The sequence below is a fragment of the Flavobacterium sp. A45 genome (assembly GCF_002001005.1).
GTDB lineage: Bacteria > Bacteroidota > Bacteroidia > Flavobacteriales > Flavobacteriaceae > Flavobacterium.
On the sequence record NZ_MUNX01000075.1, the window covers coordinates 1 to 15894 of the forward strand.

A 15894-nucleotide genomic window follows, 5' to 3' on the forward strand; every position below is an offset into this window, starting at 1 on the left:
TTTTGGCAAAATAATATCACAATACTCTACTTTTATCACCATCCATAAACCAAGATTATTTTATTATGAATTGAACAAAAAAAATCACCTTAGAATGGTTACATTGCTAAGGTGATTTTATATTCCAATGCCTTAAACTATACAATTCAAAAAAATCGAAAATTAGTACGTTTAATAAAATGAATACCAGTATTATTTTAAATTTTTTATTTTTATATTTTTGAAAAACACTTCATTCCCATGGTCTTGCAATAAAATATTCCCTTCGACTGCATTTCCAAAATTGGACCAAATCCCATATTTACTATAATTTACCAAAGCAGTCCACATTTGGGTTCCTCTTTCGTATTCCACAGTTTTTTTGTCATTCAAATAATGGGTTACTTTATTACCGTTTACTACAATTCTGGCCGTATTAAAATCCGATTTACGAAAAAATTTATCCGTCGGAGCAGAAATTAAGTCATAAAGAGAACCCAAAGTACGGTTTCCTTTAACTCCTAGTTTAGCATCTGGATGTAGTTTATCGTCCAAAATTTGAAATTCACAACCAATAGAAGAACCTTCTCCTTTATTTAATTCAGTATCTACAAAATACTTAATTCCACTATTGGCACCATCGGTAATTTTAAAATCAACGGTTAGTTCGAAGTTTTTATATTTATTGATGGTCACAATGTCTCCTCCGTTTGCGGATTCAGCACCATTAGCATTCAATACTTTCAATACTCCATTATCAATTGCCCATCCACCTGTGGGAAATGTTGTCGCTTTAGCCGCTCGCCAACCGTTAGTAGTTTTTCCGTCCCACAATAATTCCCAGCCTTCTTTTTGTTCAGCTTTCGAAATCGTATTGTCATTGCAATTAACCTGATAAACTGATTCATTATCCGGAGTACGAACAGCATCGAGCTCTGTGGTGCATATCTTTATGTTTCTCCACTGAACCGTTTTTCCATCTTCTTCCGGTTTGTATATTTCGTGCACTTGCAAAGCAATAAAACCTGTGGAAGCTTCTGGTAGATCATCTACTATACTGGCGCAAGGAATCCCGTTCAACCATGTTCTTACGATTGACCCAATCGCTTCAATACGAATGTGATTCCAAGCTGATGCTTTATAAGCCGACTTGGCAGCAGGATTTTTTTCCATTGTGTAAATCCATCCACGACGTGCTTCATCATAAATACCTCCGCTCCAAGCTCTGGAAGAGGGATCAATCTCAAATTGATACCCATGCACTCTTCCGTTTTTATATTCCTTTTTGGACTGACTGCGAAACTGAATTCCAGAATTTAATCCATCCTCTACTTTATATTCCAATTCCAAAATAAAATTGGCATACTTTTTATCAGTTACCAAAAAAGTATTTGGAGTTCCAGATTTAGATGTACCAATAATTACACCTTCTTTTACTAAATAGTCTGCCTTACCGGCAATCTTTGTCCAACCTTTTAAATCTTTTCCGTTGAAAATCATTTCCCATTTCTCTTGTGAATAAGCGGGAGACGCAATAAAAGATAACAACAACAGAACAATAATGATTCTTTTATAAATATTCATTTTCACATTTATTTTAAATTAATTTATTCTTTATAATTATCGAATTGTAAAAGAGACATTAATTGATTAATTCAAACTTGACACGTTGATGGTTAATTGTCAAATAAAAATCCCCATTTTCAAGACGTTTCATACCATTTGAGTCTGGAAAACTTAAATCACGCTCAGGATCAATTTCAAATTTAAACACTTTTTTCTCACCTGCTTTCAATTCTGATTTTTCAAAATATTTCAATTCTTTCATCGGTCTTGAAATAGAGGCCACAGGATCCGAAACATACCAAAATACGGTTTCCTTTCCTGTTCGATTTCCCGTATTGGTTACTTCAACCTGGGCTATCAATTTTGATTTTTTGCTTAATTTATCCGAAGATAATTTTACGTTTCCATAAGAAAAAGAAGTATAACTCAACCCATGGCCGAACCAATATTTTGGCTCATTTGAAATATCTTGGTACCCACCAATTTTTGGTCTCGCCGATTGACGCATATTGTAATAAATGGGTATTTGTCCTGTTACTAACGGAAAAGTAATTGCTAATTTCCCTGAAGGGTTCAAACGTCCTGATATTATCCCCGCCAATGGTGTTCCCCCTGCAATTCCAGGCTGCCAGATTTCGACAATCGCATCTGATAGCGATTCCATATCTCCAAGTTCAATTGGTCTTCCATTAGACAAAACAAGAATTATTTTTTTACCTGTTTTTTTCAGTTCAGCCAACAATCGGTGTTGAATGGCGGGCAACCCAATAGTGGATCGCGAGGCATTCTCACCGCTCCATTTTTTCATTTCTCCCAAACACACAATAACCACATCAGATTTTTGTGCCGTTTGTACTGCTTCTCCAAAACCGCTTTCATCAGTGCCTTCAAATCCACAACCTTTAGCATAATTCAAAGTTGTTTTACCCGAAAATTCTTTTTCAAAACCTTCCATTATAGTCTCAACAACACTTGCAATTCCTTGTCCTTCCCAAGACCCCATCATGTTAACACTATCTTTTACCATTGGCCCAATAAGGGCTATTTGCCTAATATCGTTGGACAAAGGCAATACTTGATTGTTGTTTTTAAGCAATACCATCGATTCTTCTGCCAACTGCTGTGCAACGGCCATACTCTCCGGTTGATAATAGCGTTCCTTTTCCGGTAACTCCTGAACATATGGATTATCAAACAAACCCAATTTAAATTTCAATCGCAATATCCTTCTAACTGCATCGTCAATTTTCTCAACTGGAATTTTTTTCTCCTTAACCAATTGTGGCAAAAAATCCACATAAACATTGTCCACCATATCCATTTCGACCCCCGCCAAAAATGATTTTAGTCCTGCTTCTTTTCTGTCTTTTGCTAAACCTTGGGCAATCAAATTTTCAACAGAACCCCAATCAGAAACTACGAAACCATCGTGTTTCCATCGTTCCTTTAAAACTTCGGTAAGTGTGTAATGATTTGCAGATGCCGGAACTCCGCTCATATCATTAAAACCGCTCATTAATGTTGCCGCTCCTGCTTTGACCCCTGCCTGAAAAGGAGGCATAAAAGTTTCCCAAAGTGTTTGTGGTGACACATCGCTGGAATGATAATCACGTCCTCCTTCGGACAAACTATATCCTACGTAATGTTTTAAACAAGCAGCAATCGAAAATGGATCCGATAATTTCTTCCCTTGATATCCCTTTACCGAAGCAACACAAAAAACAGCATTAGCATAGCTGTCTTCTCCATACCCCTCGGCAACTCTACCCCAACGCGGGTCACGCGCTACGTCTACCATAGGTGAGAAAGTCCAATCTACACCTGACAATCTGGACTCCTTTGCGGCAACGGCACAGGCTTTGGTAACCAAATCCGTGTTCCAGGAGCAGGCTTGTGCCAATGGAATTGGGTAAACGGTTCGATACCCATGAATTACGTCAAAACCCATCAAAATTGGAATTCCCAAACGAGATTCTTCCATTGCTTTTCGCATAATTTGGTTGCGATACACTGGATTAATACTGCGATAAATCAGTGAACCTATTTCAGCACGAACCCCTTTTTGAATAGACTCTATATTGTTTTCATTAGCATTCTTTCCATAAGTCCATTGATTGGTCTGAAGCATTTTTTCCTCCAATGTCATTCTTTTAAGCAAATCATCAATTCGCTTCTCAATGGGAACATTTTTATCCTTGTAAATTGGTATTGTTTTTTGTGCAAAAAGAATCATTGGTCCAAAAAAAACGAACAATCCTGTTATTAACTTATTCATATTTTAAAATTTATTTAGCCACAATATCATTAGGTTAAATACCCTGGTAACATCATCATTTTTTATTCTATTAATTTAAAATCCAAGTAATCATAATTCATATTTCCATTGAAAACGGTCTTTAGGGTCAGAATGTGTTTTCCTTTTTTTAATGTAAAAACTGCCAGTGAATCTAGACGGTTCCAATGATGCCATTGTCTCCATGCTATAGTTTCTTTCTCATTTCTGGTAGAGGGTATAACTAATTCGGTTACCAGCTCTTTCCCATCTAATAACAAGGAGATTCCTCCTTCTCCACTGGCAGTATACATCAAACCAAGAGTATAAGTTCCTGTTTTATTAACTTCTATGATATAATTAATCCATTCACCAGGAATCATCCATCCTGCATATAACTCGCCTAAAATGGGTTCTACCAAATTATAAGGATTGTTGTCAATATCCCTGGATTTGGTATATGAGATATCGACTCCTTCTTTCATCCTAAATTCATTCAAAAAGGTACCGTCTGCTGGATTCAGATTTCCACTTCCGCTATTAATGTTATCACTGTCATGATACGCAATTCCCTGCCCTCCCAAATCATACCATTCGCATTGCACTTTGCCCGGTATTTGCTGAACCTGATTATTCCACGGTTTTCCTGAATAGTTTTTGAAAAAATCTTTATCACTAGTTAAGGCCGTTGCTGAAAAAACCACTCTAAAACCAACACTATTACTGAAATGTACAGGTGTATTTCCATAATGCGCAGCAATCTGTGAAGGCTGTTCACCAGCAAACCAACTACCACCCATATGAACACAAAAATCATCAGCTGTTTTCAATGTATCATTTCTGCACCATTCCCAAACATTGCCACTCATATCATAGATACCTAATGCATTGGGTTTCTTTTTTCCCACTTGATGAGAATGATTACCGCTATTTCCTTTATACCACCCCACTTTTTCCAATTCATTGGCACCGGCATAGATAAAATCTTTGTTTTTAATTCCTCCTTTTGAGGCATAAATCCATTCCTTTTCAGAAGGCAATTCGCCTCCCACCCATTTGCAAAATTGGGCTGCCCCATAATAATTAACCATAACCATAGGGTAATTATCATAACCCATTTTAGGATGCCATTTCCCATTTATGAATTCCAATTGTAAATCTTTGGAAGCAACATTAATTAATGAGATATTCTTAAACACACCATCAGCTTTTACGGCTGCACCATTCAAAAAAAAGGCATATTGTACATTGGTAATTTCATATTTTGTGATTTCAAAACTGGCAATGGAAACCTGCTTTTTATTGTAAATCATTGTTCCTCCATTTACCCAAACTTTCTGTAGAGGCAAAGCATTTAGATTTGAATGCCAAAACAACAGCATAACAAGCAGAAAAAAAAGCGTTTTTTTATTAGCATATAAATTCATTTTTAATATTATAAAATAGTTTCTGACTCTCAACCATACATTATTTTTTTCACACCCCGTTTTTACACTTATAATCAATACTTTTTCTGGGAAAAGTGCTTCAGTCTTTGTGCTTATGCTAAAAGTGATTACTAAAAATAATCCTAGAACACTTAATTTTTTCATGATAATCAAAAGTAAATTTATGGAATGAAATTAATTTTAATAACATTTCGTGAAATACTCCGTCAAGTCAGTATTGGTGATGAAAGCAATTTTTTTGCTGTCAGGTGACCAGCTAGGAACATTGATTGTGCCTTGTCCTCCATATAAATGAGCCAATATCTTAACTTCACGAGTTTCAAGATTCATCAAGCGAAGCGAAACATGCTTGTAGAAAGGATGGTCTCCTGGCAAAACATCATCACCAAAAGCAATGTAAACCAACATTTTTCCATTTGGTGATACATGAGGAAACCAGTTGTTCCACTCATCCTTAGTGATTCTTTCCGGACTGCTTCCATCAGGTTTCATGCGCCAAACCTGCATTTTTCCTGAGCGAACGGAATTGAAATAGATAAATTTGCCATCTGGAGAATATTCTGATCCATCATCTAAGCCCGGGGAATCGGTCAAACGGGTTTCTACTTTAGTTTTTATGTTGATGGAATAGATTTCGAAATTATCTTTTTCTTCACGGCCACCAGTAAAAATCATATTTTTTCCGTCAGGCGAAAATCCATGAAGGTAAGACGGTGCTTTTTCGGTGATAAGTATTGGTGTTCCTCCTTTTGTAGGAACAATAAAAACTTGGGATTGTCTGTCTTTATTTTCGCTGGCGTTGCTAAGTCCCAACATTTTCCCATCAAAGGAAAGTACGTGGTCGTTGTTGTTTTTGATGGCGAATTTCGTGTCAAGAACAGTTGGCTGTCCTGTTTTTAAATCAAAATTATAGATTTTCCCTTCACTGTTATAGATTAACGTCTTTCCGTCCTTTGTCCAGTTTGGTGCTTGAATAGAATTGGGTGCTGTAAAAATTATTTTACGGTTTCCACTGGCAATATCCATAATTTCAAGATTGCTTCCAATGTAATCTTTATAAGGCTTAAAATCTGCTTTGGCAGGAATTGTGATACGAACATTTTTAATTACAGCTGTTTGTAAATCGGTATTATCATGCGAACAAATAAACATTCCAACTAATGCGTCGTCGTTTATAACTTTATCACTATCCACCCATTCGATAGTTTTAAATTCTTCGCCTTTAATTGCTGCCGAAAAGATATAACGATTTCCTCTACGTTCTAATTGAATGATAGTATTATTTTCTAAATTTTTCATTTTTAATTCCATCGTATTCGCACCTTTTGCTAATCGATATTGAATAGAAGTCAATCCATCATTATGAACAGTTCCGTTTACATGTGGAGCATTGAATGTTGTATCATTTCGTACCATCCAGCCCACTTTGCGATGTGCTATCTTAACTGGAGAAGTGAATTTAAATTCAAACTGTAAGATAAAATCACCTTTCATTTTTTTGTACAAAAACTGAAAAGCATCTTTTCCAAACCACATATTGTCTCCAGAACCTGACATAGTATATTCTTGCTTATCAGAATCATAAATCGACGAGCCTTTTATAAGACACGTTCCAATGTCTTCGCTTTTGTCAAAAATTCCAAGAGTGTTTTTTTGAGAAAAAACAGTGTTGGAAACTGCAAAAACAACAAGAAAAGAGACAAATTGAAAGATGAAATTTTTAGACAGAATTTGTTTCATTTTGGTAGTTTTAGTTTTAAATAAATTTTGAAATACTGTCAAGACAGTTGTATACTTTTTTTTAAACCAGATTATTTATCAAAATAGTCGATCAAATTATATACCTTAAAATTAAGATCCATCATCTGTTCCGCCAATGGAGTATATGGCTCATAATCAATTTTCATAATTCCCTTGTTTCCATCAATATTTGAGGGTTCACCTGGCATAGAAGGATCATTATCCATGTATTTAAACCAATGCCATCCCACACAATATTTTGACTCTAGCAAGGCTAAAGTATAATTTTGATATTCATATCCTCTTTCCAATTGTGTTCTAACAATCCAACCCGCTCCAGAGGTATTTGCTAAACCAGAGTCTTCTCCTTTGGTATAAAACTCGGTAACCATAAAGGGCTTATTCAAATTAGTTCCCCAAGTAGTCATAAAAGCACTGTTAGGTGTCCACTCTCTGTAATAATTTATGGCCAGAATATCGACATAAGGACCTATTGCTTTCATAAAATAATCATTGGCACGAGCATCTTCTTTATCTACTCTAGGTCCTAAATTCATATGGTTAGGGTCATATTTCTTTAAAGCTTTATGTACAATAGAGAAATATGTTTTTCCAACATGTCCCAGAAACTTTCTTTGTACATCAATGTTCGCTGCATCTGTTTCTGTAAAATTATTATCTGCTAACCATTGCTTTGCTGCCAAATAATTTTCGTTTTTAGGGTCAAGCTGCCCTAAACCTAAATAACCAGTCAAATTAACGTCTTTAAAAGGCAATTCATTATCTGTAAAATAGCCGAAAAGATTTTTATCGTTTTTGTTTGCTGCCAAGGCTTTCGCTTTAGTTTCACAATATTCGGCAAACCCTTTTTCAAAGACGAAAATACAATTATTAGGATACCCCATATGACCCGGTAATTGAACCGTACGGCCTCTTCCATAACCGCTCATCCAATTTAGCATAATAGTATATGCCATAGGACTGTTTTTTTGTCTAGGATTTGAAATAATGGCATCATTTACCGACCATGAACCAGCTCCGTAAAAACCAATACTGTTTAAATATTCCATAGTTTTAGTCATCCAAGTAGTATCGTTGTTCTCAAACTTTGAAGCTAAAGCATCCTTTGAAACAGTTCCATTTCCCTTTTGAATATTATTTACTGCTCTACAAATATTTAGGTATCCTTCGGGATCTACAACCCACCATCGTCCATCGATAAACTCTGTTCTAAAAAAACCTGTTGCCTTTGTTTTTTTATCTAATCTGCTGCCATAAATATTGGTCGCGATTACTTTATCCACTTTAAAATTGGGTAATTGGCTTACTGTTCTAGTTTCATAGGCGATATAAGGTGAAGTAGGTTTCTTTTTTGCTTCAACTTTAAAATAATTGTTTTGTGCTTCAGCTAAGTAAGGCAGCAAAATGATTGAAAGTGTGATATAAAAATATCTAAATCGTGTATTCATAATGGTTATTTTTGTTAAAATTATTTCTAAAAAGCATTTCAAAATATCTTAAAATGCCTGTCTAATTTGTAAGTTTATTTATTCTATCAAGACTCTTCTTTTGTTATTTTCTTAAACATCTCTTATTACAATTAATTAACAAATAAGAAATTCAACTAAAACATTGCGGTTAAAGCGATAGAAATCCTGCCTTGACAATTAGTTTCTGTCCTTCCTTTGACAAAAGGAAATCACAAAATTTCTTAGTATCTCCTTGTGGATTATTATTTGTAATGGCATTCAATGTTCGATGAATAAAATAAGTTCCATTCGCAATTGTTTCTTTTGTAGCTTCTATTCCATCAAAAGAAACGCTTTTGACTGCTATATTTTTAGCTTTATAATTATTCAAAATCTGAAGTGGAAAATATGTAATTGCACCGGGAGTTTTAAGTAAAACAGCCAAAGCCATATCATCTGTTTCGGGAGCGGTAACCACGTTTTCATACCAGGCTTCTTTGTTTTTGTCACGATAGATGAGTCCTCCTTCAACTGGTTTGGATTCGAGTTTCATAAAATCACAAAAAAGCATAATTGAATCATACGATTTGCTTCTTCCAATTAATACAATAGGTAAATCAGGTCCTCCTAGCTCTTTCCAATTGACAATTGCTCCTGTCCAAATGGCTTGGATTTGTCCAAAAGTAAGATTTGTAACTGGCAAAGAAGGCGAAACAGCTATTGCTAATCCGTCTAAACCTATGGGGGTTCCTACGAGATTGGGACATTTCAATTTTTCGTAATCTTTTATATTTCGTGTGGTAATGGCCACGGCAGCTTTATTGGACATTACCAATTCAACCATATCACCTGTCGCACCTGTTGTTTGAGCAATTTCAAAACCTTTTCTTGAACTTTCGAAAGCAGGTTCAGCGAGTTTCATTAACCCCTTTACGGTACTTGCAGCAGCCACTTTCAAGGTGTCATTCTCTCTGTCATTTTGCTTGTTAAGGAAAATACTTGCATCAATATTTTCTTTTACATTATAAACAATAACATAAGATTTACTTTCATCTGTTTTTATCGTTTTAGCAACTGCTTCGAGCGAACAAAAATGAATTAAAAGCACTGTAGAAACTAACATTTTGTACAATGCAACAGGGTGATTATTATGGTTGATTTTCTTCATACTTTTTTTTATTTTTCAAATTCTATTTTTGACTGACCACTTCAAATACATCCGACAAATAATTTGTTGAACTTTTACCAATCTGCACCTCAAATTCTCCTGGTTCGACTATTCGTTTCATATCGAGACCGTAGTGCTGTAATTTATCAGGTGTTATCACAAATGAAATAGTCTTGGTTTCTCCTTTTTTGATTGAAATACGGGCAAAATCTTTCAGCTCATGTACAGGTCGGGTCACAGAACTTACTTTGTCACGGATGTAAAGCTGAACAATCTCATCACCATCCCTTTCGCCTGTATTGGTAACTTCCACGCTTGCAGTTACAGATTGTCCTGCTGTTATTTTTTTTGCATCTAATTTCAAGTTAGCATATTCATATTGAGTATAGCTTAACCCAAATCCAAAAGGATACAATGGAGAATATTCTCCTGTTATATATGGGCTCTCATGCACATAAGGTTTGCTGTTGTAATAAACTGGCAATTGCCCCACATGTCGTGGAATAGTTACTGATAATTTTCCACTGGGATTCACTTTTCCGAAGATTACATTGGCTACCGCCGTGCCTTGTTCCTGACCTAAATACCAGCCTTCAATAAGTGCTGATGCTTTTTCGGCTAAATAATTAACAGATAATGGTCTTCCATTAATTAATAAAACTGCGGTTTGCTTGTTGAGTTCGAAAATAGCTTTTGCCAAATCATTCTGTCTACCCATCAGGTCTAAATCAAAATAATCTCCTGAATGATTTTTCCAATCCTCGCGACAGGTCAATTCATTTCCGCCCATTACCATTAAAACCGCATCACAAGTACTGGCCAATTTTACAGCATCTTGAATTCGTTTATTTTCAGCCTCAGTTGTTTTTTCGTAGGCTGTAATGGTACTGTCGTTTTCATAAATTTTATAACCTTCAGAAAATACCACTTCAAACTTTCCTTTAGCATATGCTTCCAATCCTTTTAGAATACTTACTCCAGGTGTTGCATTATTGGCATACGTCCCATAATGCACCTCATCTGCGTTGGGACCAATAACGGCCAGCCTTTTAATTTTCTTTTCGTCAAAAGGCAAAGTCTTATTATCATTTTTTAAAAGTATCATTCCTTGTTCTGCAGCCTGCAAAGCAATTTTTCGATGCTTAATTTGGTCTTCTCCTTTTGCTTTTTCGGAAACAGTTTTGATATAAGGCTGCTCAAATAACCCCATCATAAACTTATTACGCAAGACCCGAACAACTGCCGAATCAAGGTCAGCTTGCTTAACTTCCCCCGATTTAATCAAAGCGGGCAAGAAACGAAAGCAATAGTTTTTCCAATTACTTGGACATTCAAAATCCATACCTGCAGTAATTGCTTTTTTGCCTGCTTCAGCTTGGGTTGCACTTGCATGCTGGCGAGTTACCATCCTGTTCACAGCATCATAATCCGAAATAACGTAACCTGTAAATCCCCATTCACCTCGAAGAACATCTTGAAGCAGCCATTTGTTCGCATGATTTGGCACACCATCAATTTCGTTATACGAAGCCATAACGGTGCGTACATTTGCCTTTTTAACAGCCATTTCAAAAGGATAAAAATGATTTTCCCGAAGAATTCTTTCGGAGAAATTTGCTGGAGCTAAGTTTGTTCCTGCTTCTGGTTGTCCATGTCCAGAAAAATGTTTGGCACAAGCAATAACATGGTTTTCGTCTATGAATGGTGAACGTCCTTGTAATCCAAATATGGCTCCAACGCCCATTTGAGCAACATGGTAAGGATCTTCTCCCAACATTTCATCACATCTTCCAAAACGAGGATCTCTAAGCAAATCAATTACAGGGGTAGCCGCATGCGTAATCCCATAGGTTCGCATCTCTTTGGCAACAGCACCAAAAACAGATTCAATCAATTCAGTATTCCAAGTACTTCCCAACGAGGTCGAAACTGGAAAAACCGTTGATTTATTTTCATTTCCAACAAAGCCATGACAACCTTCCCCATTGGAAATAGCAGGAATTCCAAGTCTTGTTTGCTCTACAAAATATTTTTGAATAGCATTAAAACGTCCTCGATAATCGACATTATTCATTTCTACTTTAAATTGCAAAAAACCAATCCCGTTTTTTACTGTATCGCCTAAAGCTGCAACGGTGTTTTTAAGATCTGTTGGTTTACTCAAATCGACTTTGGGATGCCAAACATCAATTTGTCTGCATTTATCTTCCAATGTCATTCGTACCAATAAATCTTTGATGCGCGCTTCTATAGGAGCTTTCGCGTCTTTATAAAGTGGTTTTGTGGCAACTTGAGCATTCCCAAGTACACTTAAAAATAAAAATGAGAAAAAGAAAAAATACTGTTTCATGAATTTTATATTACTTTTTTAATTCAAAAATTTTACGATTTCCATCGGAATCACTTTTCCGTTTGGAACACTCAATTGTCCTTCGCAAATATTGTTCTCTTCAATAAGATCTTTACTTTTGGATACCTCAACTTTGACAGTAACCTTAAATTTTCCAACGGCTGCTGTCCAGTCCGTTGCATTGGAAGCTTGGGCACAAACTTGCTCCATACCACCAACAGTTATACCAATCGATTTAGAATAATAGTGAGCAACTTCTTTTCCGTCAACATAAAATCGAACGATATGATCCTCCCCTTTTTTGGTTTCTCCAGTTCCGTTATTTATTAGTGATGCCATAAATACAACTGGTTCTCCCACTTTAGGAAAAACTGGCATTGTCCGAATATTGGTGACTTGCAAATCGGGTTCAGGACTTGCAGTAACTAACTTGAATGAAGCTTTTAGTGGTAATTTATCCGATGCTCCCCCAACTTGAACAAAATACTCTCCTGCTGGAACTTGGTAAGCACTAATTTGTTCGTTGTAAATATAAAATTCCTCCGGGGTCAGCTTGAATGTAATTCGTTTTGACTCTCCTGATTTCAATAGCGTTTTTTGAAAACCACGCAACTGTTTTGCTGGCATAGCTAATGCTGGACTAATATTTCCTGTTGAAAGATAGAGCTGCGCCACTTCTTCTCCATCTGTTTTTCCTGTATTCTTTAAATCAAAAGAGACTTCAATCATCTCACCAACTTTGGCTTTTGATTTATTGATTTTAATATTGGAATACTCAAAAGTGGTGTAACTGATTCCCGCTCCAAATACAAATTCAGGAGTCAATTTTTGACTGTCAAACCAGCGATATCCTACACCTTTGGATACCAAATTTTTAAAATCGGTACTGATAGGAATAATTTGACTATCGTCTTTTGGAATCGTAGCTGGCAATTTTCCTGAAGGATTGTAATTTCCAAATAAAACATCGGCAATAGCCCGGCCTCCCTCTTGCCCTGGATAAAAGGCATACAACAATCCTTTTACATTTTTAAGTACGGGAGTAACACTGCAAGTCCCTCCGGAAACCACCACCAAAATGATATTTGGATTCACTTTTGCAATTTCATTAATTAATTCATTTTGCATTCCAGGTAACAATACAGTTTGAGATGGTCTGTCGGGACGGCTCAAAACACCTCCACCGTTTTCATCAGCTTCTTTATTAATAAAATAACCTTCACCTTCAACGGTACTATCCAATCCAGCTACAAACACCACATATTCCGATTTTTTGGCAGCTTCTATGGCTTCGCCAAATTGTGCTTTATTATTATCATTGATATTACAGCCCTTGGCATACAAAACTTTGTCATCTCCAAGAATTGTCTTGATTCCTTTTTCCACTGAAATCTGATACGAAGGAATTACCTTGGAACTGCTATTTCCGTCCAATGGCAGCACTGACGCATTTGGACCAATAAGTGCAATTGATTTAACCTTTTGTTTGTTTAAAGGCAAAAAGGCATTTTCATTTTTTAGAAGTACCAATCCTTTAAGTCCGCTTTCATAAACCAATTCTCTATGTTCTTTACTGTCAATAACAGATTGGGGTACTACAGGAACACCGTCCATCATTCCTGAAATGATTTTTGTTCTCAATACGTTCCGTACGGCACGATCCACGAGACTAATATCATAAATTCCGTTTTTAACACCTTCAGGAAGTTCTTTGATATATAAATCGTTTCCTTCGCAAAAATCGAGTTCTGCATTGAGAGCTTTACCCGTTTCTTTAAATCCTCCCCAATCACTCATCGTATAATAATCGAATCCCCAGAGATCTCTTAAAAGCGTTTTGATCATGTATTTATTTTCAGCGCATTTGTCACCGTTAACCCAATTATAAGCACACATTATTGACATAGCTCCACCAAACTGTATGGATCTTTTCCAGTGCAAACCCCAAAACTCTACTAAGCTCCTTTGATCACTTAAATAATCATTGGTACGGCGATTGATTTCATAGGTATTTAAATTATAATGCTTTACAGATCCAAAAACAGAAGTCGTATTTTGACCTAATATAAAAGCTGCCGAAATTCTGCCTCCAAGGAAAGGATCCTCTCCTATAGTTTCGGGAGCACGGCCAATTCTTGGGTCTATCAACATATCCAGTGTAGGTCCCGCAATCCTGTCTTTACCGCGTGCAGCTTGTTCTTCACTAATGGCTCTTCCCACTTTGGTAATCAAATTGGGGTCCCAAGTGGCGGCCATAGCAATAGTAACCGGAAAAGAAGAATACCCTTTGGCATTATTCCCTATTCCGTGAGGCCCGTCACTTCCTGTAAACTGCGGTATTTTTAATCGCTTATTACCATCTGTCAAGTAATACAATTGTTCAATTTTCTCTTGGGTACTCATTTTCGCAATCAAGTCATCCAGTCTTTTTTCCAGCGGACTGATGCTTTCAACAGTTTGTGAAAATGAGTTATTAGTTATCAATATCCCTGCAAAAACAACTAATCTGAAAATCCGATATGAGTTAGATTTTTTTTCCATTCTTGACCAATTATTAAATAGTTACTTTTGGCATTTTTGGAACTAAAAGACTGAATACAGTCCAAGCTACCAAATAAGCCAGAGCACAAATTATAAACATGATGTAATATCCTGTTTCGATTTTTCCAAGCACTGAATAGTGATCCAATATCAATCCAGCAACTTTTGCAATGATAACACCTCCAATGGCTCCAATCATTCCGCCAATTCCAACTACTGAGGCAACTGCTTTTTTGGGAAACATATCGGATACGGTTGTAAAAATATTGGCCGACCATGCTTGGTGAGCCGATGCTGCCAGACCTATAATGATTACTGCATACCAATAATTGAATGTACCCAGCCATTGAGCCACAATCATAGGCAAAGCGCAAATTGCAAAAAGCAGCAATGCTCTTCTGCGCGCTTTATACAATGGCCAACCACATTGAATAAAATATCCTGAAAGCCAGCCACCGCCTATACTTCCAAACATCGCCATAGTATAAACTACGGCTATAGGAAATGCCAAATCCAATTTGGTCATTCCGTATTGTTTGTTTAAAAATGATGGCAGCCAAAACAAAAGAAACCACCAAACGGGATCACTAAAAAACTTCAATGAAGCAAATGCCCAAGTTTGTCTATATCCCAACAATTTAATCCAAGGAATTTTTTCAGATTTTTCCTCAGTTATAATCTCGTCAATATCATCTGAATGAATATAATCGTACTCTTCTTTTGATATTTTTTTATGCTTTTGAGGACTTTCATAAAATAGCCACCAAAAGATTAACCAAACCAACCCTATCAAACCTGTAATGATAAAAGCATACTGCCATCCCCAAATACCCGCAATTAAAGGCACTGTCAAAGGAGCCAAAATCGCTCCAATATTAGTACCTGAATTAAAAATTCCTGCAGCCAAGGCACGCTCTTTTTTAGGAAACCATTCAGCAACTGTTTTAATTGCTGCCGGAAAATTACCCGATTCACTGAATCCCAGTACTCCTCTTGCCATCATAAATCCAAAAGTAGAACCTGCAAACGCATGGCCTATTGAGGCAATACTCCAAACAGTTAACGAAAGTGCATATCCTAATTTTGTTCCTATCTTGTCAATAATAAAACCTGCTCCAACCATTCCCATTGCATAGGTCACTTGAAAGGCAATGACTATATTAGCATAGTCCGTTTCATCCCAACCAAATAATGGTGCCAGATAATCATCCTTCAGTAAACTGATCACTTGGCGATCCAGGTAATTTATTGTAGTTGCAAAAAATACTAAAGACAATATAGTCCATCTGTACTTTTTCCCTTTGAAAGCATCATTTTCATTTTTTAAATCCATTATATTGTATTTTTTTTATTGTGTTATG

At 36.3% G+C, this 15894-nt stretch carries 9 protein-coding genes; all 9 read right to left on the reverse strand.

Translation table 11 applies throughout. From position 1 onward, the window contains the following. Window positions 1–192: 192 nt before the first annotated feature. Complete coding sequence (locus B0E44_RS08390; RefSeq protein WP_077372930.1) at window positions 193–1563, reverse strand: DUF1080 domain-containing protein; 1371 nt, start codon at window positions 1561–1563, stop codon at window positions 193–195. Window positions 1564–1621: 58 nt separating this feature from the next. Continuing rightward, window positions 1622–3820 carry a glycoside hydrolase family 3 N-terminal domain-containing protein gene (locus B0E44_RS08395; protein ID WP_077372934.1) on the reverse strand — a complete coding sequence of 733 codons (2199 nt, stop codon included), beginning with the start codon at window positions 3818–3820 and terminating at the stop codon, window positions 1622–1624. Window positions 3821–3882: 62 nt separating this feature from the next. Next, window positions 3883–5409 (reverse strand): SUMF1/EgtB/PvdO family nonheme iron enzyme, encoded by a 1527-nt coding sequence (locus B0E44_RS08400; RefSeq protein WP_077372937.1) that lies wholly within the window; start codon window positions 5407–5409, stop codon window positions 3883–3885. Between the two features lie 36 nt (window positions 5410–5445). After that, window positions 5446–7005, reverse strand: coding sequence for a TolB family protein (locus B0E44_RS08405; protein WP_077373183.1), 1560 nt, complete (start codon window positions 7003–7005; stop codon window positions 5446–5448). A gap of 71 nt (window positions 7006–7076) precedes the next feature. Beyond that, window positions 7077–8474 carry a hypothetical protein gene (locus B0E44_RS08410; RefSeq protein ID WP_077372940.1) on the reverse strand — a complete coding sequence of 466 codons (1398 nt, stop codon included), beginning with the start codon at window positions 8472–8474 and terminating at the stop codon, window positions 7077–7079. Between the two features lie 169 nt (window positions 8475–8643). After that, window positions 8644–9642: a substrate-binding domain-containing protein gene (locus B0E44_RS08415; RefSeq protein WP_077372943.1), complete on the reverse strand. Its 999-nt coding sequence runs from the start codon at window positions 9640–9642 to the stop codon at window positions 8644–8646. A gap of 22 nt (window positions 9643–9664) precedes the next feature. Beyond that, window positions 9665–11992 carry a glycoside hydrolase family 3 N-terminal domain-containing protein gene (locus tag B0E44_RS08420; protein ID WP_077372946.1) on the reverse strand — a complete coding sequence of 776 codons (2328 nt, stop codon included), beginning with the start codon at window positions 11990–11992 and terminating at the stop codon, window positions 9665–9667. Between the two features lie 18 nt (window positions 11993–12010). Then, window positions 12011–14533, reverse strand: coding sequence for a glycoside hydrolase family 3 C-terminal domain-containing protein (locus tag B0E44_RS08425; protein WP_077372949.1), 2523 nt, complete (start codon window positions 14531–14533; stop codon window positions 12011–12013). Between the two features lie 13 nt (window positions 14534–14546). After that, window positions 14547–15866, reverse strand: coding sequence for an MFS transporter (locus B0E44_RS08430; protein ID WP_077372952.1), 1320 nt, complete (start codon window positions 15864–15866; stop codon window positions 14547–14549). Window positions 15867–15894 lie beyond the last annotated feature (28 nt).

What these genes read in the sequence shown, in the direction of transcription:
- B0E44_RS08390 (WP_077372930.1), bottom strand. Translation starts at nt 1,563, where the DNA reads ATGAATATTTATAAAAGAATCATTATTGTTCTGTTGTTGTTATCTTTT.
- B0E44_RS08395 (WP_077372934.1), bottom strand. Translation starts at nt 3,820, where the DNA reads ATGAATAAGTTAATAACAGGATTGTTCGTTTTTTTTGGACCAATGATT.
- B0E44_RS08400 (WP_077372937.1), bottom strand. Translation starts at nt 5,409, where the DNA reads ATGAAAAAATTAAGTGTTCTAGGATTATTTTTAGTAATCACTTTTAGC.
- B0E44_RS08405 (WP_077373183.1), bottom strand. Translation starts at nt 7,005, where the DNA reads ATGAAACAAATTCTGTCTAAAAATTTCATCTTTCAATTTGTCTCTTTT.
- B0E44_RS08410 (WP_077372940.1), bottom strand. Translation starts at nt 8,474, where the DNA reads ATGAATACACGATTTAGATATTTTTATATCACACTTTCAATCATTTTG.
- B0E44_RS08415 (WP_077372943.1), bottom strand. Translation starts at nt 9,642, where the DNA reads ATGAAGAAAATCAACCATAATAATCACCCTGTTGCATTGTACAAAATG.
- B0E44_RS08420 (WP_077372946.1), bottom strand. Translation starts at nt 11,992, where the DNA reads ATGAAACAGTATTTTTTCTTTTTCTCATTTTTATTTTTAAGTGTACTT.
- B0E44_RS08425 (WP_077372949.1), bottom strand. Translation starts at nt 14,533, where the DNA reads ATGGAAAAAAAATCTAACTCATATCGGATTTTCAGATTAGTTGTTTTT.
- B0E44_RS08430 (WP_077372952.1), bottom strand. Translation starts at nt 15,866, where the DNA reads ATGGATTTAAAAAATGAAAATGATGCTTTCAAAGGGAAAAAGTACAGA.